Source organism: Pseudomonas sp. BF-R-26, assembly GCF_019947395.1.
GTDB classification, from domain to species: domain Bacteria; phylum Pseudomonadota; class Gammaproteobacteria; order Pseudomonadales; family Pseudomonadaceae; genus Aquipseudomonas; species Aquipseudomonas farris.
Genome location: NZ_JAGYGK010000006.1, coordinates 105,183 through 123,546 on the forward strand (window position 1 = coordinate 105,183; position 18,364 = coordinate 123,546).

An 18,364-nucleotide genomic window follows, 5' to 3' on the forward strand; every position below is an offset into this window, starting at 1 on the left:
TTCATTCTCACTGGCCACCTCGGACTCTGATTCCTGGAGGAATAGAAGCCACATCGCATTACACAGCGATTTCAGCCAATATAACAACCCTAAAAGTCTATACTCAACCTTTAAGGATGTTCATGTCAATGGGTCTTTGCTCAACCATTCGGGTTGAACTGGAGAACTCATCACTTGGCACATAAACATCCAACCCAAGCCCAAATCGGGCGCATGATCGCGAAGCACCGCACCGAGCGTAATCTGACCCAGGAAGAGGTGGCTGAACGCCTGGGGATCGGCAGCGAAGCCATCTCGCGCCTGGAGCGAGGTGTGGTGGAGCTTTCCGTGGTCAAGCTGATGCAGTTAGCAGATATTTTCGACTGTCGGATAGATGAACTGCTGACGGCGTCGAGCAATCGTCCCCATGACCAGGGCCAGATGATCGCTGGTTTGCTGAGTGGACTGAAAGAAAACGACCGTGCCTTCATCTTGGCAACCGTCGAACAATTGGCCGCACATCTCGCCAACAAGTGAGCTCATTCGCTCGCATTCGCTATAGGGACCGCTGGGTGCGTCCTCTGCCTTGACGTCGTCCCACCCTCTCTGCTGTAGTGCCTCAGGATCATCGCCAACGGCGACCCAAGACCGATTCGCTCCGGATAGTTCGGTCGGACTCCTTGAGTTCGGAGCCTTCTCTTCTGCGGGATTTCGTTCCCGTTTTGTGCTCGACCTGATCGTGGTGGCGGATGACCACTGTTGCCTCTGCCAGGCAATAGCGGTCATCCGCTTCGGCGATCGTATTTAGTCCCGGAGCCCGCCGGGGAAACACTGGGCGCCCTTTGTGCGCGGATGCGTGCCAGCATGTTCCGATCCAGGCCACGACAAGGGTCGGTTGGCGAATCATGGCGCAGTTAAACCAAGTTTTGCGAGGAGCTTGTGACTGCGTAAGACCGTCAAAGGTGGCTTTTCTGTTCCTCGCCTGGCGCCTCGTCAGGCCTACTCTTCATTTTCTTCAGTACAGTGACTGCCGCTGAATTCCGGCCATAAAAAACCGGGTTGCAGCGCCTTGACGCTCCCCTGTGACAGGCTTATATAAAGGGCGTGGTTCGCTGTCGTTGACAGCCCAGCCCAGGTAGCTTGAACCTTCAAGGCTACGCCACATTCGTGGTGGTTTACCCAAGTGCGATCAGCGTTCGGAAGCTCGCGCGATTACCGCTTCAGCGGTGATGAATGCCCACTACCCCATGCCTGCGGATCACCAACGCAGACATTCATCTGCTGCACCGCTACTCCCCCAGACGCATCGTTCTGCTCGTCATCGACTTGCCGGTGGAGAGTCATTCATCGCTCGCCTTCACCTTACCCACCCTGACGGGGGCTCACTTCCCCGTCAGGGACTGTGCGTCGCCGTTTTCCCTTGAAACAGGAGAACTACCATGGCCCACGCCAACCAATCCCAAGAAGCGACCACCTACTTCAACCTGCACACCGTCGGTATCGGTTACCTCAACCGTGTTCGTGAAGTCCAAGTCCGCCGCGGCCAGCCGTTCATGGCCTGCGATATCGCCGCCCTGCACGGTGCCTCCGATGCGGTCGAGTACACCCGTTTCGACTGCAAAGTCGCGGGGGGCGAAGCTGAACGCTTGATTCGTCTCTATACGGACGCCGTCAAGGCCGAGAAAAAGGTCTTGCTGTCGTTCCGTATCGGCGACCTGTGGATCGATCCGTTTCTCTACGAGAAAGGTGATAAACAAGGTCAACCAGGCGCCAGTCTGAAAGGTCGTTTGCTGTTCATCGACTGGATCAAGGTCGACGGCACGTTCGAGTACAAAGCGCCCGCCAGGCAGGAAGCAACAGCACCTGCTGAGCAAGCGTCCACCAGTGAGCCCTCCCCACCATCGGCTGATGCCGAAGCTGAGGAAATCGAAAACCCAACAGAGGCTCGGGTTGAACCTGACTCTCCACCCACTCCTCGCACGGCTCGCCGTGATGCTACCCGTAACGTTCAGTCCGTCTGAACAGGACACGATGTTTCTCACCAAGGCGCTCCGTTGAGCGCCTTTTCTTCAATCAGAACAGGAGAACCAACATGGAATCCTTCTGGCTTTGCGATGACTGCCTGTTCGCTGTGGCTTACGAGGACTACAGCACATTATCGCTCTACTACACGACGGATGAAATCGAGAAACGCATCGCAGGTATCCATCGTGGACTGGTTCAGTTGATGCCCATCAGTGCCGACTTCGATCCCGAAGCCGGCTGGGGGATAAAAGCCTTTTCTCCGTTGCCCTGCGACGGCTGTGGCTCACCCCAACACGGTCAACGCCACCGATTCACTCGGCTGTAAACAGCGCGCCATCGGCTAACGCCCGCGACTCCACACCTACTGGGGATACCACTCCCCTCGGGCGTGTACCCCTGATTGTTCCCTTCGGAGGTACCGCAATGAGCACCCAATTCACCCTGATCGAGACCTCGGATTTCGAGGCCGATCGTATCGTCCAAGAAAACCAGCTGATCGACGAAGCGCTGCAAATTCTGGATCGTCGGCTGTTCACCCGCGGCCCTATCCTGACCGCCCCTGACACCGTAGCGTTTTATCTAAAACTGCACCTTGCGCAACAAGAGCATGAAGTCTTCGGTGTAATTTTTCTCGATTCCAAGCACCGCGTGCTGGCGTTCGAAGTCCTCTTTCACGGCAGCATTGATGGCGCCAGCGTTTACCCCCGCCAAGTCGTTAAGCGTTCCCTCGCGCATAACGCCGCAGCCGCCATTTTTGTGCACAACCACCCCTCAGGGTGTACGGAACCCAGCCAGGCGGATCGCATCTTGACCGCACGGTTGAAAGAGGCCTTGGCCTTGATCGAAGTGCGTGTACTGGATCACTTCATCGTGGGTGAAGGTCGTCCGCTCTCCCTTGCCGAACATGGCTGGCTTTAACCCTCACAGGCGTCGGGCGCCTTGTTCATTTTCATCTGGAGAACCCTCATGCCCCCCACACCCCAAGCCCCAACCCTGCTGGCAGCTTCAAACCCATTTGCTCGCGGCTACGACAACTTTCATATCGAACGGCTGCTGCAGATCACCTACGAAGACGACTGCCCTCCCTGCTTTCGACCCGTACACGACTCACAAGCCCATCTGCCCGACGATGAGCTGCAGCTGTTCCCCTGTCTGTTCAATGACGATTTCGCCTTGATCAGCGAAGGCCAATCCATTCCGGATGAGTTGGATGAACGCTGCCAGTCCACCGGGCTGGTGCGCCAAGTGATCTACGCCGTGATGGGAGAAGTGCTCAACGAGCGGCATCACGTCGGCGACCTGTACTCCCTGGAAGAAGCCCAAGCCGTGTTCCATCGCTTGAGCTTCGAAACGGGACACTACAGTCGAGCCTGGGAGATCAGTACCGCACACCTTCCCGAAGAAGCGATGCTTTATCTGGAAGAATGGGTCAGTCACTTCGTTCCGAGGCAAACTGGCCTCTTGTTCGAACTGTTCGCGTTGCCGGATTGCTGCGGTATCGGATGCAAACTGATCGGCACGCCATGGACGGACGACAACCTGCTGAACATTGAGAGCCAGCCTTATTCAACCCTGAGACAAGAGCAGCTCGACGCCGGCACGCCGGAAACTTTGGTCAACGTACTGTATCTGGCGGCATTGGCGGATGTGCGATTGTTGATCTTCGACCCCGACGCTGCCGTCTTGGATGGGCTCGCCGTTTTTGATGAGTAACAACGCGTTCAGTTTTAACACGACCCGCCTTGAATCGACTTTCTCACTGAATCGCTCCTTCACCTCATGTCAGGTTCTGCACTGAATCTGACATGAGGTTTTTTCCATGGAGCGTTTTTTCACGCCTGTCTGCCTGCTGGGTTTGCTGAGCGCCTGCACCGCACCAATCCCCAGCCCATTGCCGACCACTCCAGCTATAGAGAATGGCTCCAATCGAGCCCAGCTCCCGATGGGCACTGCCGAAGGAAGCCATCCGACAGAACTCCGCTATGGTCGCTATACGCTGGTCAGCACCGAGCCCACCACGGAACAACGCGATCTTCTAGAGCAAATCATCGACGTGAACATCCCGTCCAGCCTGAGCCCTTCAGTGCAGGAGGCGTTGCAGTATGTATTGCAGCGCTCGGGCTATTCGCTCTGTCCAGTTTCCGCGTCGGTGAAGGTGCTGTTTACCCGCCCTCTGCCCGCAGCTCATTACCGGCTTGGCCCAATCCCGTTGCGCAGCGCGCTACAAGTGCTGGCTGGCCCCGCCTGGCAACCCACAACTGATGAAGTCAGCCGTTCGGTCTGCTTCGAACAGTTGAAAACGGAGGCTGGCGTCACGCCAATCACACCCGTTTCGCCCCATCAGTCGGAGGCACGCCCATGAAAGCCTCGACGTTTCAAACCCTCATTGTCGGATTGCTTTGCCTGGCAATTGCCGGCCTGAGTGGTGGTTTGTATAACCAGTATCAGCGCATCGCCGAGCTACAGAGCACGAACACCCAATACCGACAAACCCTGGACACCCTGCAACGTGATTCAAACGCCCTCATGGATGCACAGGAAAAACTGCAGTACGCGATGAAGGACCTGAAGCAGATGGTCGATACCGGCGAGCAACAAGCCAATACCCTCGATCCGATGTTGGATCAATGGGCACAAGAGATTCAGGAACTGCGCGATGATCTGGCAGCCCGTGCCACCGAGGCAGACCTGACAGCGCTACGCGCACGCCTTGAGCACATCGAGCAGCAGCTCCTGGACCTCAAGTCTCAGCCATCCCCCCCACCGCCGACGCCTTCCGCGACCAAACCGAAAAAGACCGCTCGCCCCATGCCCGTCCCGCTCTCGCCGCCGTTCTCGGTGTTGAGTGTCGAGTCCCGCGGTGGTGAGCGCTTTCTGGCGGTCGCTCCTCATGACAGTCGCTCTCTCACGGACGTCCGGCTGCTGCATAGCGGCGAGCAGCTCGGAACTTGGCACCTGAAAGTGCTTGAACCGAACTCAGCCATCTTCGCAGTGGCCGCTCAGCCAGACCAGACCGTGCACCTCCCTTGAGACGCAATCATGAACAGAGCGCTACTGCCCACCGTTGCCTGTCTCGTTTCGCTACTGGCCATGGGCGCTGCGATTGGCAACCCCGCCACGACACAGTCACGGATCCAGGAAACGCAGTCCGCTCCCCTGGGGCGCTCTGACTCTGAACAGGCTGCGAGCTGGGGTCTGACGGAGCAGGAGTGGACGCGCTTCGAACAGATCCAAACCGGCCCACGCGGTTTCTGGAGCCCGAACCTCGATCCGTTGACCGCACTCGGAGTCGAGGCAGAGACCGACCAAGAGCGCCGGCGCTATGCCGAATTACAGGTAGCACTGGAAGCCAAACGCGCCGAGCGCGAGATGGCCTACCAAAACGCTTACACCGCGGCCTGGGCCAAGCTGTTTCCCGGGCTGCTGCCGATCCAGGGCATGGCATCCCCATCCCCATCCCCTGCCAACTCATCGGTCGTGCTGCGCCAATCCCTGTTTGTGGAGGACCACTGCCCAGCGTGCACCGCCGAAGCGCAGCGTTTGCAAAGCAGTGACACGGCGTTCGATATCTACCTGGTGGCCAGCCAAGGTGAGGATGAACGCGTCCGTCGCTGGGCTCGGCAAGCAGACATCGATCCGGCCAAGGTTCAACGCCGGCAGATCACCCTGAACCATGACCGTGGACGCTGGTTCCGCCTCGGTGCCCCGGGGCCATTGCCTGCCACATTTCAACAGGTGAATGGACAATGGCAACGCCTCGACTGAGTCGTATTGCGCTCCTGCTGACGGTGCTCGCCGTCCAGGCGGATGAACTCCCGCCTCCTGCCTACCAACTGGCGGCGCATGACGCCGACATCCCTTCTACGGTGCTGTTCGCGATTGCCCTGCAGGAGAGTAGTATCCGCGTCCGTGGTCGACTGCGGCCCTGGCCTTGGACGCTGAATATTGCCGGTAGCCCTTACCGCTTCGCCACTCGCCAGGCCGCCTGTCACGCCTTACTTCAGGCACTCGCCCGACATGACGCCAAGCGGGTCGATGTCGGACTCGGGCAAACCAACCTGGGTTACCACGGACAACGCTTTTCCAGCCCCTGCGAAGCCCTTGATCCCTACCGAAATCTCGCCGTGACCGCCGCGCTGTTGCAGGAGCACCACGCCGCCACCGGTGATTGGGTGTCAGCTGCCGGACGCTATCACCGCCCGGCGGGCGGAGCGCCAGCCGCGCGTTACCGCTCCGGCTTTTCCCGGCAACTCGAACGGTTGTTGGTTTCCTTCGAACAGGGCACATCGCCATGAAGCCCATATCTCTTACCTGTTATTTCCTCCTGCTCTTGGCACCTTTCGCCCAGCTGGAACTAACCGTTGCTGGGGGGCAGCCTAACGACGTCACCCAGAACCATTTTCAAGTTTCCAGACCGCCCATCAACAACAAGACCCAGCCTGATCGGGCCATGCATGCGGACCTGTCCACGTTTACCGATGAAGCCTGGATACTGCCGATCCGTAGTTCTCGGTTAAGCCCAGGCCAGATCACGTCTCGCGCCCTGAACATGCCGGGCTTGCGGCCATTTTTCCTGGTCGGTGAAGATCCCCAATCACTGACTTGGCTGCGTCAACGCGCGGCTGAACTGCAGGAAATGGGTGCGGCCGGCCTCGCCGTCGAAGTGGCTGATACTGAAGCCTTGGCCCGGATTCGAGCAGCCGCTCCTGCCATCACCATCCTGCCGGTCAATGGCAACGACATCGCCACCCGCCTGCAGATTGAGCACTACCCGGTCTTGATCACTGCCACCTCACTGGAACAGTGAGTCCAGGTCATGGCCGAGCATGCGATGGAGTCCAAGCTCCGGCCAGCGGTGGAGCTGTACACCGTAGCGATCTGTATCGCCGCCGTGGTGTTGTGCGTGTACTCGCCCTGGGCTGTAGCCCTGTCACCCGAGATCGGTCTGATTGCGGCGCTGGCCTATGCCCTGTTCGGCCTTATCCGCCTGCGACAAGCCTGGGAGGTGTTGCGCTATCGGCGCAATATCCGCCGGCTGCCCCGCTACGAACTGACCAGTCGGCAGATTCCGGTTAGCCGTCAGCGCTTGTTTATGGGGCGCGGCTTTCGCTGGAGCCGCCTGCACACCCAGCGCTTGGTCGAGGCCCAGGATCCGGCGGTCGCTCACTATGTCGACCAACCGACCCGTTACCGCCTGGCCCGAGCACTCGAATGGCGCTTGGAGCATGCACCGTTTCCGTTCTCGACATTGGCGCGTGTCACCGCCTGGGACAGTGCCTTCAATCCGTTGCGCCCTTTGCCCCCGGTCGGTGGCTCGCCGCTGTTGCATGGGGTCGAACCCGACGAAACGGAAGTCAGCCTGCCGCTGGGCGAACGGGTAGGACACACCCTGGTGCTCGGCACTACCCGTGTCGGAAAGACGCGACTCGCCGAGGTGTACATCACCCAGGACATTCACCGCGTCGAACCTGAGGTGGTCATCGTTTTCGATCCGAAGGGCGATGCCGACCTGCTCAAGCGCATGTACGTCGAAGCCAAACGCGCCGGTCGGGAAAAGGAATTCTATGTTTTCCATCTAGGCTGGCCAGAGATCTCCGCGCGTTACAACGCCGTGGGACGTTTCGGGCGCATCTCGGAGGTGGCATCGCGCATCGCAGGGCAGCTCAGCGGTGAAGGTAATTCTGCGGCCTTTCGTGAGTTTGCCTGGCGTTTCGTCAATATCATCGCCCGCGCTCTGATCGAGTTGGGCCGGCGACCGGACTACCTGCAGATCCAGCGACATGTGGTCAATATCGACGCGCTGTTCATCGAATACGCCCAGCAGTTTTTCGCCAAGACCGATCCGAAAGCCTGGGAAGTGATCGTCCAACTGGAAGGCAAGCTCACCGAGAAAAACATTCCCCGGCATATGATCGGGCGCGAAAAGCGGGTGGTGGCCATTGAGCAGTACCTGGCGGCGAAGCGGGTATTTGATCCGGTAATGGACGGACTGCGTTCGGCGGTGCGGTATGACCGTACTTACTTCGACAAAATCGTGGCCTCGCTACTGCCGCTGCTGGAGAAACTCACCACCGGCAAGACCGCCCAGTTACTGGCCCCCAACTACACCGATTTAGATGACCCGCGGCCAATCTTCGACTGGATGCAGATCATCCGAAAACGCGGCATCGTCTACGTCGGTCTGGATGCGCTGACCGATGCCGAGGTGGCCGCCGCCGTGGGCAACTCCATGTTCGCCGACTTGGTCTCGGTCGCCGGACACATCTACAAGCATGGCATTGACCATGGCCTCCCCCCATCGGGCAGCAGCGGTGACAAGCTGCCGATTAACCTGCACGCTGATGAGTTCAACGAGTTGATGGGCGATGAGTTCATCCCACTGATCAATAAGGGTGGCGGCGCCGGTATCCAGGTAACCGCCTACACCCAAACCCTCAGCGATATCGAAGCGCGAATCGGTAACCGCGCCAAAGCTGGCCAGGTTATTGGTAACTTCAACACCCTGCAGATGCTGCGGGTGCGCGAAACTGCGACCGCAGAACTGCTCACCCAGCAGTTGCCCAAGGTTAACGTGCTGACCAAAACCCTGGTGTCGGGCGCCACCGACACCTCCGATCCGGAGGCCAACACGGACTTCACGTCCTCCTCGCAGGACCGCATCAGTAGCACCAGCGTGCCGTTGATCGAACCCGCGCACATCGTCAGTTTGCCCAAGGGGCAAATGTTCTCCTTCCAGGCGGGGGGGCAGCTCTGGAAAGTTCGTATGCCTTTGCCAAAACCCTCCAATGACGATGCCATGCCCAAAGACCTGCAGGAGCTCACCGAGCGAATGCGGGCGGCCTATAACGCGCAGGCGGGGCAATGGTGGACTGCCAGCGGTGGCGGGCCAACTACCAACTTCGATCTGGATCAGGTCGGATAGCCCGCCCCGCCACAGGTTTCGATTCAGTAAAAACCGATCCAGAAGGCGTCGTGCCCACATCAGCTCTGCAGCACGCAATGGAGTGAACTATGGCGACTACCGCCCAGAACACGCAGCCACAACCCATCCAGCGCCCAGGACTGATCATCTCGGCGATCAGCCTGGTCCTGCGCATCATCGGTTTGCTGATTGCCTCGTTGTTGTTCTCGATCCTCATCGAGTTCGTTGGCCTGCTGCTGTTCTGGGGTGATCAGGGCTGGCGACATAGTCAGGCCATGCTAACCAAGGAGTTAGGCTGGCTCGGCGAGCACTTCAAATCTTCACTTCTCATCCAACAGCCTGGGCTAACGATTGTCCAGTGGCTGGATGTCCTCAATCAGTGGCTGCTGGTCAAGACTGGCTTTGCAGATTTTGCCCAGCAGGCGCGAGTGCCGAGCCAGCGCAACGGCTTCTGGAGCTGGACCAATCAGCTCTACGTGAGTATTGAGGATTTCATGCTGGCGGCGGTGTTTGTGACTTTTACCTTTGTGGTGCGCCTAACCGTTCTGACCCTGTCCACACCACTATTTTTGTTGGCTTCGTTCACCGGTTTTGTCGATGGCTTGATGCACCGCGACCTACGCAAGTTTGGCGCTGGACGGGAAAGCAGCTTTGTTTATCACCGCGTCAAGCGAGCAGTGGTGCCACTGTTAGTCGTGCCCTGGATCATTTACTTATCTATCCCCTTTTCGCTTAACCCTATGGCTGTGTTTTTACCTTGCGCCGTGTTACTTGGAGTGACAATGGCGATCACCGCAGCAACATTCAAAAAATATCTTTGACGGCTTCTAATCGGCATTCCAACGTATCGGTACTACGCAGTTTTTTACAAGCTATCCGGGATTTTCTTGGCTATCTCTGCGCTCGAATAAAAGCTATGCCGATCACAAATGGTTGAGCTTAATCAGAGGAAGATTCTCGAAGGCTAATGGAGGGGCATAAAAAACCGGAATCCTTATCAGATTCCGGCCTTCCCCGATGCGCAGGGATTAGTCAAATTTTCTAACTAGACCACATCACGGACATTCATCGGGATTGAGTTTTCAAGTGGACAACTCATCGTTCAAGACGATTTCCGCGCAACAACTCACCACGCTCAAGGCAAGGGATCGAACTTCAAGTCGCTAAGGCTCTGCACTTTGTCCTCACGCACCATTTTGTAGGCGGTGTTCGGGCCAATCCAGCGGTCCCAGATCGCATCGATCTCCCCGGCTTTTTCCATCGACGCCAGCGATTCGTTGACCTTGGCCAGAAACGCTGGCTCATCCCGGCGCATGCCCGCGCCAATCGGTTCCAGCGCCATCGGCTCCTTGGCCAGTGCCAGTTCGACACCACTTTCCTTGGCCTGACCGACCAGTTTCAACGCGGTCATGGTGTTGGTCACCAGGCCCACGACCTTGTTTTGCTGCAAGGCCATGTAGGCCGAGCCGGTGTCCTGGAATGTTACCGGCGTGGCCCCGGCGATACGGATCGACTGCTCGGACGTCGAGCCTTTGGTGGAGCTGATGCGTTTGTCCTTGAAGAAGCTTTTCGGTTGATCGGCGTTGACCGCGCGCACCACCAGGGTTTCCTTGGCGATGTAGTACGGGTCGCTGAACTGGATCTGTTCGGCGCGGGTTTTGGTGTAGGCCAGGTTGGCGAAGATCACATCGACGCGCCCCATTTTCACCTCAGGAATCCGTGCTTCCACCGACAGCGGCTTGAGCTCCAGTTCAACGCCCATGGTCTTGGCCAGGGCCTTGCACAAATCGACGTCCATGCCCACCAGTTCGCGGGTTTTCGGATCAGGCGCCGAGAATGGCGGCACGTCGGCGTAGACACCGCAGCTCAATGACTTCTTGGCCATGATGTCGCTCAATTGATCGGCCTGGGCGACCGCAACAGCCAAAGGACCTAACGCCAGCGTGACTAACAGATGCTTCATACGCATGGAAAAACTCCGGGGATGGGAAAGTCGAATGGCAGAGCAAGCAAAACCGTTGCGATTCAGTGAGCGCGCAAATCGGCGATAAATCGTTGTGCTCGCGGGTGCGAGGGTTGATTGAAAAAACGCTCGGGCGTGCTCTTTTCCAGAATCTGACCCGCGTCCATGAACCAGATGGTGTCAGCAACTTCACGGGCAAAATTCATCTCGTGGGTCACGCACATCATGGTCATTCCATCCTTGGCCAAACTCTTCATGACGTTCAGCACTTCCCCGACCATTTCCGGGTCGAGGGCACTGGTGGGTTCATCGAACAACATCACCGGCGGCTCCATCGCCAGCGCCCGGGCAATCGCTACCCGCTGCTGCTGACCGCCGGACAACTGCGCCGGATAGGCGCCAGCCTTGTGTGCCAGCCCTACCCGATCAAGCAATTGCATGGCCTGTTGCTTCGCGGCCGAGCCTTTCAGACCGCGAATTTTGCTCGGCGCCAAAGTGATGTTTTCCAGCACCGACAGGTGCGGAAAAAGATTGAAGCTCTGGAACACGAAACCCACCCGGCTGCGCAGCCGGTTGATGTGGGCGTCGGTACCGTGCACGTCCTGGCCATCGAACAGGATCTGGCCTTTCTGGATGTCTTCCAGACGATTGACCGTGCGGATCAACGTCGATTTTCCGGAGCCGGACGGGCCGCACAACACCACCACTTCTCCGGGCTTCACCTCAGCGGTGATGTCGGTCAGTGCGTGGTACTCGCCGTACCATTTGTTGATGTTCGAAAACATGATCATTGGATGCATGGACGCAACCCTCTTCAATTATCAATGGCCAGCAAGGGGTCGGCAGCCACGGCTTGGCCGGCGTTGCCCAGACGTTTGCGAGCGATACGGCGTTCCACCCAGGCGGCCAGATGGGTCAGACCGAAACAGAGCAGGTAGTAAATGATCGCCAGGATGAAAAACACTTGGAACGGCTTGGTCAGCAGTTGGTTGTTGACCTGGTTGGCGGCGAAGGTCACTTCCTGGACGTTGATCACGTAGCCCAGAGAGGTTTCCTTGATGATAGAGATGAACTGGCTGATCAGGCTGGGCAGCGCGTTGTACAACGCTTGCGGCAAGATCACCCAGATCGTCGTGCGCAGATACCCAAGGCCCAAGGCCCGGGACGCTTCGTACTGACCCGACGGCAGCGCCTGAATGCCGCCGCGAATGATTTCGCACAGGTAGGCGCTCTGGTAAATCACCAACGTGCAGAGCATGGTGACGAACCCGGTGATGTTGTGGCCGATCAACAACGGCACCAGGAAGTAGGTCCAGAAGATCACCATCAGCAGCGGGATGCCCCGCAGCACATACACCCAGACCGTGGCAGCCCAGCGCAGTCCGGTCCACGGCGACACCCGAGCCAACGCCAGCAGCAAGCCGAAAGGGAACGCCAGCAACAGCGCCAGCGCCGCCAGAATCAAGGTGCTCGCCAAACCACCCAAAGGGCCATGCGGGTACTGACCGATCAGGAACAAGGTCCAGTTCTGCTGCACAATCGAGAAGATATCGAACATCGTGGTCTACCTCGCCAGCGCTTTGTTGAAGCGCCGCGCCAACAACGCGCCGAGCCCCATCAACAGCAATGAAAAAACCAGGTAGAACACCGTGGCGACCAGATAAGACTCGAACGTGCGAAAGGTGTAGTTCTCGACCTCGCGGGTGGCGTACGTCAGCTCCACCACACCGATGGCCATGGCCAGGCTGGTGTTCTTGAACAACAGCACGGTGTGGTTGATCAAGGACGGCAGGCAGTTACGCACGCCTTGCGGCAGGATCACATAACGCATCGAGCGCACATAACCCAATCCGAGCGCCCTGGAGGCTTCAGTCTGCCCGGCCGGAATGGCGCGCAGGCCACTGCGGATGTCTTCACAGAAATACGCGGCCTGGCAAAGTCCCAAGGCAATCACCGAGAACAGGTATTCGGTGCTGTAGTTCGCCAGCCACAGTTGCGTGGATTCGCTGAGCAAGGTCGGCACACCGAAATACCAGAGCATCAACTGCACCAGCGTCGGCACGTTGCGGTGGTAAGACACGTAACCCGCCACCAGACGATCGGCGAGCTTGTTGCCAGTCAGGCGCACAGTCACCAACAACAGCGCCAGGGCCATCGCCAAGAGCCAGGCGAACAGCGCCAGTTGTAGAGTTATTTCGATGCCCTTGACGATCAGCTCGGCATATTCGCCTTGCAGAACCGCGGCCAAATCGAAGTCATGCTTCATGGTCAATCCCCATCGGCATTGGGATAAGGGCAGGGATAAGGCGCCAAGCACAGGCGTGGCGTGGGTACCGCGATGACGGATCGATCCGTTCTTCTGTAGTGTCTCGTGCGGGGGAAACTCAGCCCTGATAATCCTGCGGACGGGCAGTGGAAAGGCCGCCGGGCACTTGCAGGGTCGGGGTGATTTCCATGTGCCCGACGTTGACCGCAATCGGTGCGGCAATGGCAAACGCGATGGCGTCGGCAATGTCCTTGGCCTGAGGCAACTCGAAACCTTCGACGAAGCGCTTGTAGGTCTCTTCGGAGTCACCGTGGACGTGAGCGAAAATGTCGGTGGCCACTCGGCCCGGACAGATCTCGGTGACCCGAACCCGCTTGCCGAAGGCATCGATGCGCAACTGTCGCGAAAGCATGCTCACCGCCGCTTTGGTCGCGTGATAAGTCGAGTTGCCGCCGAAGTTGTACGCCGCGGCAATCGAACTGATGTTGATGATGTGGCCGCAATCACGCTCGACCATCCCCGGCAACGCCAGACGCGCCAGGTGCAATACCGCACGCAGGTTGACGTCGATCAGCAAGTCGATGCCTTCGGCGTCGGCCTTGAGAATCGAGCCCGGTTTGTCGACACCGGCGTTGTTCACCAGAATGTCGAACGGCTGGGTTTCGAACAGACGAGTCAGCCCGGCCAAGTCGGTGACGTCGATGGCATGAGCGATACAACCGGTTTTCGTGGCCAGTTCTTGCAGCTTGTCGGCGCTGCGGGCCAAGGCATGCACTTGCACACCTTCCTGACAGAGACGCTCGACGACTGCGGCACCAATCCCGGAAGAGGCGCCGGTCACCAGCGCGGTTTTGTAATCTGAAAATGGCATGAATCTGTCCTCGTATTACGTGTGCGGATCACTCGGGTGATCGCGATGACTTCGACTCTATCCAGCCCTGAAGCCGGGCACCAAGACGGAATGGCTGTGTGGCAATAAGCCCTGCTTATGACGGTGCAACACTTAAGCCAGCAACTGCGAAATCGGCGTGATACAGCCGCCCGCCAGCTCGATTTCGCGACGGATGGTGCGGGCCAGTTCCACGGCGCCGGGCGTGTCACCGTGCAACAGGATCGAATGCGCCGGCACCGCAATGTGCTTGCCATTGAGACTGGTGACGGTGCCCTCCTCCAACAACTGCCGAACCCGTTGCAGCACTGCCGCCGGTTCCTTGATCACCGACCCCGGCACCTTGCGCGGCACCAGCAGGCAGTCATCGTCGTAGGCACGATCGGCGAGAAACGTCGTGGCGACCCGCAGCCCAAATTTTTCAGCGGCGTTTTCAATGGCCCGACTGCTCGACGAGCTGATAATCAATGTCGGATCGAACGCGGCCACCGCACACACCAATGGCTCAGCCAGCGCCGCGTCGGCCGCGACCATGTTGCCCAGCGCGCCGTGAAAGCTCATGTGGGTCATGCGGTGGCCATTGACCGCTGCCATCCCGGCCAGCGCGCCGAGCTGATAAACCACATAGGTCGCCAACTCCTTGAGCTCGATGTTCATCTGACGCCGACCGAAGCCCATCAAATCGGGGAAGCCGACATGGGCGCCCAGATCGATATCGCCAGCCTTGGCCAGACGCACCGTGTTATCCATGATCAGCGGATCGCCGGCATGGAAACCACACGCCACGTTCGCGGAGGAAATCAGGCTCATCAACGCCTCATCCTCGCCCATTCGCCAAGATCCGAAGCCCTCGCCCAGATCAGCGTTCAAATCGATTTTCATCACTTCTTTTCCTCGCCCGTTCATGCCGCTTCCAGGCGCATGAACGCCTCGCCATAACTGACCGTCGTGCCACAAGGCACCAACACCGCCGTCACCCGCCCTGCCCTTTGGCTGCGTACCGGCAGCAGCAGGTCGCCAACTTGCAGCAGGGCAATCAGCTGCCCTTGTTCCACCCGACTGCCGACCGACGCCAGCACGTCGCTCTGCTCGGGGTGCATCAGCAGCAACCGACCCAGGCCTGGCGTCTTCAATAGCGATTCATCCGTAGCCTTTGATGTCACTGGCGCCACGATTTGAGCAGGTATGGCGACTTCGGCGGCACTGCGCTTGAGCACCAGATGCAGCCCCGGACGACGTATTTCCGCGCCAGCCAGGTGGGTCTCCTTGAGCCACACCGCCAACTGACGGATTTCCTGATTTGTCATGTTCGAATGTCCTTAACGCGAGGCCAGACCGTGAAGTTCGACCAGGCGGCGAACTTCCTCGAGGTAGCACTGATTGTCTTCCAGAGCCGCAACGGCTTCGGTGTAGCTGCATTCAATAAACCGCACTTTGCTGCCGATCGGTGCCTGCCCCAGCCGCCAGAGATCCGCTTCAATCACCGTGCCGAATTTCGGATAACCGCCACTGGGTTGCGCGTCGCGCATCTGGATGATGGGCTGCCCACCGTGGGGCACCTGAATCACGCCGGGGACGATGCCGTGGGAACGGATTTCCATCGCGGCCTTGGGCAAGATCGGCGCACCTTCGAGCCGGTAGCCGTAACGGTTGCTCTGGGTGGTGACCTTCCACTCGCCGGACCAGAATGCCGCACGGGATTCATCCAGAAAGCACTCGTATTCAGCCGCTGGAAGGACGCGCATAGCCGGCAGCCCATCGCGTTGCAATGGCAACGCCCGACTCGGCGACACGACCCCGTAATCAGTGGGCAGCATGCTCACACCAGGACGCATCGCCGAAATCCGATCGCCCTGTTGCAAGGCCCGTCCTTGCAAACCACCGAACTCACCGCGCAACTGAGTACTGCGCGAGCCAAGCACCTGCGGTACATCGACGCCACCGGCCAGGCATAGATAGGCGCGACTGCCAGAGGTCGGATAGCCGAGGCTAAGCACCTGGCCTTTCCTGGCCTGCGCTACCCAGAACGGCGGCAGTGGCTGACCGTCGAGGGAGGCTTCGCAGGCCGCACCGGTCACCGCGAAGTCACAGTCCTGAACAAACCGCACCTCGAATGGAAACAGCGGAATTTCGATGGCCCCTGCGTCCTGGGGATTGCCCAGCAACAGGTTGCCCAACGCCAGCGCCAGATGGTCCATCGCGCCGGAAGTTCCCACCCCGTAACCGAGGCTGCCGAAGCGGCCGAAGTCCTGCACGGTGGCCAGGGCGGTAGCCGATAAAATCTCGATCATCGAATGATCCTCTCGATGCGCAAGCGCAACATATCGCCCGGCCGAAGCATGGCCGGAGGGTTTTGGGTCGGGTCAAAAAACGACATTTCGGTGCGGCCGATGGTGTTCCAGCCGCTGGGGCCGGCGGAGGCGGAAACACCGGTCTGCACCCCACCAATCGACACCGAACCGGCGGCAATGCTGATCACTGGCACCTGCCGCCGCGGTGTGGCCAGACGCGAATCCATGCCGCCGAGATAGCAATAGCCGGGATGGCTGCCCAAGGCGTACACCGGATACAGCGGCTCGCAATGCAGATTGGCGATGGTGTCGATATCCAGCCCGGTGTGCGCCACCACATCATTCATGTGTGGACCGAATTCGCCGCCGTACACCACAGGCAACTCGACGATGCGCCCTTCGAGAGGCAGCGGTTGGCTCTGCTCCCAGGCCTCTAGCAATCGCTCGCACAGTCCTTTGAGGTCGCGCGGCGGCTTGATGAAGGTCAGCATCAGGTTATTCATGCCGGGGACCGCTTCGTGTATTTCAGCCCATTGCCCGGCCTGCAAAGCCAGGTTCCAAATGCGTTGTTGCGGCGCCAGATCCAGCTCGCCCGGGGCTTCGAACAACAAAGCCGTGGACCCCAGCAGGCTGATGTGCGGACGCAGTGATACAGAAGCAGTACTCATGTCGGACTCCGTTGTTGCAGCCAGCGCTCCAGGTGATGAATGTCCACGCCACCGGCACAGAACGCCGGGTCGTCGAGAATGTCGCGGTGCAGCGGGATATTGGTCGAGATGCCTTCCACGCACATTTCACTCAGGGCCAGGCGCATGCGAGCCATGGCCTCATCACGCGTCGCGCCGTGGGTGATGACCTTGGCCACCATCGAGTCGTAGTAAGGCGGCACCCGATAGCCAGCGGTGACATGAGAGTCGACCCGCACACCAAAGCCCCCGGGGACTTCCCAGCGCTGAATCAGCCCCGGGGTCGGCATGAACGTGATCGGGTCTTCGGCGTTGATCCGGCATTCCAGCGAGTGGCCATTGAGCTGCACGTCTTGCTGACGCAGCTCAAGCACTTCGCCTCGGGCCATGCGCAGTTGCTGCTGGACGATGTCGATGCCGGTGGTCATCTCAGTCACCGGGTGCTCGACTTGCAGCCGGGTGTTCATCTCGATGAAGAAAAACTCACCGTCTTCGTAAAGAAACTCGAAGGTGCCGACGCCGCGATAGCCGATCTGCCGGCAAGCGGCGGCGCAGCGTTCACCGACTTTGGCGATCAGCTCGGGATCAATGCCAGGCGCCGGCGCTTCTTCAAGCACCTTTTGATGCCTACGTTGCAAGGAACAATCACGGCAACCCAGCCAGATCGCATGGCCATGGGCATCGCACAACACCTGGATTTCCACGTGCCGCGGATGACCGAGAAACTTCTCGATGTAGAGTTCCGGATTACCAAAGGCCAGCCGTGCTTCTTCCCGGGTCAGCGCGATGGAATCCAGCAGTTCGCTCTCTTCTTTCACCACGCGCATGCCGCGACCACCGCCGCCGCCGGCTGCTTTGACGATCACCGGGTAACCGATTTCACGCGCGATGGCGCAGATGCTTTCATCATCGGTGGGCATCACTGAATCCGGACCCGGAACGCACGGTACGCCGGCTTTGCGCATCGCCCGTTTGGCGGCGACCTTGTCGCCCATGGTGCGAATGCATTCGGCGCTCGGCCCGATAAAGGTCAGGCCGGCGGCTTCGATGCGTTCGGCAAACCCGGCGTTCTCCGACAGAAAGCCATAACCCGGATGAATCGCCTGGGCCCCGCTGACCTTGGCCGCGAACAGCAGCGCAGCCTGGTTCAGATAACTCTGACCGGGTGACGCCGGCCCGATGCACAGGGCCTGATCGGCGTTTTGCACATACTGGGTGTGGCGATCAGCCTCGGAGTGCACGACCACGGTCTGCAACCCCAGGCCACGGCAGGCACGCTGAATGCGCAGGGCGATTTCGCCACGGTTGGCGATCAGCACTTTGTCGAACATTGAATTCACCTG

The 18,364-nt window shown here is 59.2% G+C and carries 22 protein-coding genes; 12 read left to right on the top strand and 10 right to left on the bottom strand.

All coding sequences use genetic code 11. From position 1 onward, the window contains the following. Positions 1-174: 174 nt before the first annotated feature. From KGB18_RS10115 to KGB18_RS10170, 12 genes are all read left to right on the top strand, one after another. The gene (locus tag KGB18_RS10115; protein ID WP_223569795.1) at positions 175-516 is read left to right on the top strand and encodes a helix-turn-helix domain-containing protein; all 342 of its coding nucleotides are present in this window, start codon (positions 175-177) and stop codon (positions 514-516) included. A gap of 902 nt (positions 517-1,418) precedes the next feature. Beyond that, positions 1,419-2,000 carry an STY4534 family ICE replication protein gene (locus KGB18_RS10120; protein ID WP_223569796.1) on the top strand — a complete coding sequence of 194 codons (582 nt, stop codon included), beginning with the start codon at positions 1,419-1,421 and terminating at the stop codon, positions 1,998-2,000. A 71-nt stretch (positions 2,001-2,071) separates the two neighbouring features. After that, positions 2,072-2,329: a hypothetical protein gene (locus tag KGB18_RS10125; protein WP_122513600.1), complete on the top strand. Its 258-nt coding sequence runs from the start codon at positions 2,072-2,074 to the stop codon at positions 2,327-2,329. A gap of 98 nt (positions 2,330-2,427) precedes the next feature. After that, positions 2,428-2,922: a RadC family protein gene (gene radC / locus KGB18_RS10130; RefSeq protein WP_223569797.1), complete on the top strand. Its 495-nt coding sequence runs from the start codon at positions 2,428-2,430 to the stop codon at positions 2,920-2,922. Positions 2,923-2,970: 48 nt separating this feature from the next. Continuing rightward, positions 2,971-3,717: an ABC transporter substrate-binding protein gene (locus KGB18_RS10135; RefSeq protein WP_223569912.1), complete on the top strand. Its 747-nt coding sequence runs from the start codon at positions 2,971-2,973 to the stop codon at positions 3,715-3,717. 106 nt (positions 3,718-3,823) lie between these two features. Further along, positions 3,824-4,366 (top strand): PilL N-terminal domain-containing protein, encoded by a 543-nt coding sequence (locus KGB18_RS10140; RefSeq protein ID WP_223569798.1) that lies wholly within the window; start codon positions 3,824-3,826, stop codon positions 4,364-4,366. Then, positions 4,363-5,034 (top strand): chemotaxis protein, encoded by a 672-nt coding sequence (locus KGB18_RS10145; protein WP_223569799.1) that lies wholly within the window; start codon positions 4,363-4,365, stop codon positions 5,032-5,034. The genes KGB18_RS10140 and KGB18_RS10145 overlap by 4 nt, the downstream gene beginning before the upstream one ends. A 9-nt stretch (positions 5,035-5,043) precedes the next feature. Next, entirely contained in the window at positions 5,044-5,769 is a 726-nt protein-coding gene (locus KGB18_RS10150; protein WP_223569800.1) for a TIGR03759 family integrating conjugative element protein, read from the top strand. Beyond that, on the top strand, positions 5,751-6,299 hold the full coding sequence (locus KGB18_RS10155) for a lytic transglycosylase (RefSeq protein ID WP_223569801.1): 549 nt from the start codon (positions 5,751-5,753) through the stop codon (positions 6,297-6,299). Before KGB18_RS10150 ends, KGB18_RS10155 begins: the two co-directional genes overlap by 19 nt. Further along, positions 6,296-6,811 (top strand): integrating conjugative element protein, encoded by a 516-nt coding sequence (locus KGB18_RS10160; protein ID WP_223569802.1) that lies wholly within the window; start codon positions 6,296-6,298, stop codon positions 6,809-6,811. The genes KGB18_RS10155 and KGB18_RS10160 overlap by 4 nt, the downstream gene beginning before the upstream one ends. Positions 6,812-6,820: 9 nt before the next feature. Continuing rightward, the gene (traD, locus tag KGB18_RS10165; RefSeq protein ID WP_223569803.1) at positions 6,821-8,926 is read left to right on the top strand and encodes a type IV conjugative transfer system coupling protein TraD; all 2,106 of its coding nucleotides are present in this window, start codon (positions 6,821-6,823) and stop codon (positions 8,924-8,926) included. A gap of 89 nt (positions 8,927-9,015) precedes the next feature. Then, positions 9,016-9,747 (top strand): TIGR03747 family integrating conjugative element membrane protein, encoded by a 732-nt coding sequence (locus KGB18_RS10170; protein WP_223569804.1) that lies wholly within the window; start codon positions 9,016-9,018, stop codon positions 9,745-9,747. Between the two features lie 314 nt (positions 9,748-10,061). Here KGB18_RS10170 and KGB18_RS10175 read toward each other — a convergent pair whose 3' ends face one another. From KGB18_RS10175 to accC, 10 genes are all read right to left on the bottom strand, one after another. After that, positions 10,062-10,895 carry an ABC transporter substrate-binding protein gene (locus tag KGB18_RS10175; protein WP_223569805.1) on the bottom strand — a complete coding sequence of 278 codons (834 nt, stop codon included), beginning with the start codon at positions 10,893-10,895 and terminating at the stop codon, positions 10,062-10,064. 56 nt (positions 10,896-10,951) lie between these two features. Continuing rightward, positions 10,952-11,680, bottom strand: a complete 729-nt coding sequence (locus KGB18_RS10180) for an amino acid ABC transporter ATP-binding protein (protein ID WP_223569913.1) — start codon at positions 11,678-11,680, stop codon at positions 10,952-10,954. A 23-nt stretch (positions 11,681-11,703) separates the two neighbouring features. Further along, the gene (locus KGB18_RS10185; protein ID WP_223569806.1) at positions 11,704-12,447 is read right to left on the bottom strand and encodes an amino acid ABC transporter permease; all 744 of its coding nucleotides are present in this window, start codon (positions 12,445-12,447) and stop codon (positions 11,704-11,706) included. 6 nt (positions 12,448-12,453) lie between these two features. Next, positions 12,454-13,155, bottom strand: coding sequence for an amino acid ABC transporter permease (locus tag KGB18_RS10190; RefSeq protein WP_008073770.1), 702 nt, complete (start codon positions 13,153-13,155; stop codon positions 12,454-12,456). A 118-nt stretch (positions 13,156-13,273) separates the two neighbouring features. Next, positions 13,274-14,026: an SDR family oxidoreductase gene (locus KGB18_RS10195; protein WP_223569807.1), complete on the bottom strand. Its 753-nt coding sequence runs from the start codon at positions 14,024-14,026 to the stop codon at positions 13,274-13,276. A gap of 132 nt (positions 14,027-14,158) precedes the next feature. Next, complete coding sequence (locus KGB18_RS10200) at positions 14,159-14,926, bottom strand: LamB/YcsF family protein (protein WP_223569808.1); 768 nt, start codon at positions 14,924-14,926, stop codon at positions 14,159-14,161. 20 nt (positions 14,927-14,946) lie between these two features. Continuing rightward, positions 14,947-15,351 (bottom strand): acetyl-CoA carboxylase biotin carboxyl carrier protein, encoded by a 405-nt coding sequence (locus KGB18_RS10205; protein WP_223569809.1) that lies wholly within the window; start codon positions 15,349-15,351, stop codon positions 14,947-14,949. A gap of 12 nt (positions 15,352-15,363) precedes the next feature. Further along, positions 15,364-16,335, bottom strand: coding sequence for a biotin-dependent carboxyltransferase family protein (locus KGB18_RS10210; RefSeq protein ID WP_223569810.1), 972 nt, complete (start codon positions 16,333-16,335; stop codon positions 15,364-15,366). Further along, positions 16,332-17,003 (bottom strand): 5-oxoprolinase subunit PxpB, encoded by a 672-nt coding sequence (pxpB, locus tag KGB18_RS10215; RefSeq protein WP_223569811.1) that lies wholly within the window; start codon positions 17,001-17,003, stop codon positions 16,332-16,334. Before pxpB ends, KGB18_RS10210 begins: the two co-directional genes overlap by 4 nt. Then, positions 17,000-18,352: an acetyl-CoA carboxylase biotin carboxylase subunit gene (accC, locus tag KGB18_RS10220; protein WP_223569812.1), complete on the bottom strand. Its 1,353-nt coding sequence runs from the start codon at positions 18,350-18,352 to the stop codon at positions 17,000-17,002. Before accC ends, pxpB begins: the two co-directional genes overlap by 4 nt. Between the last annotated feature and the right edge of the window lie 12 nt (positions 18,353-18,364).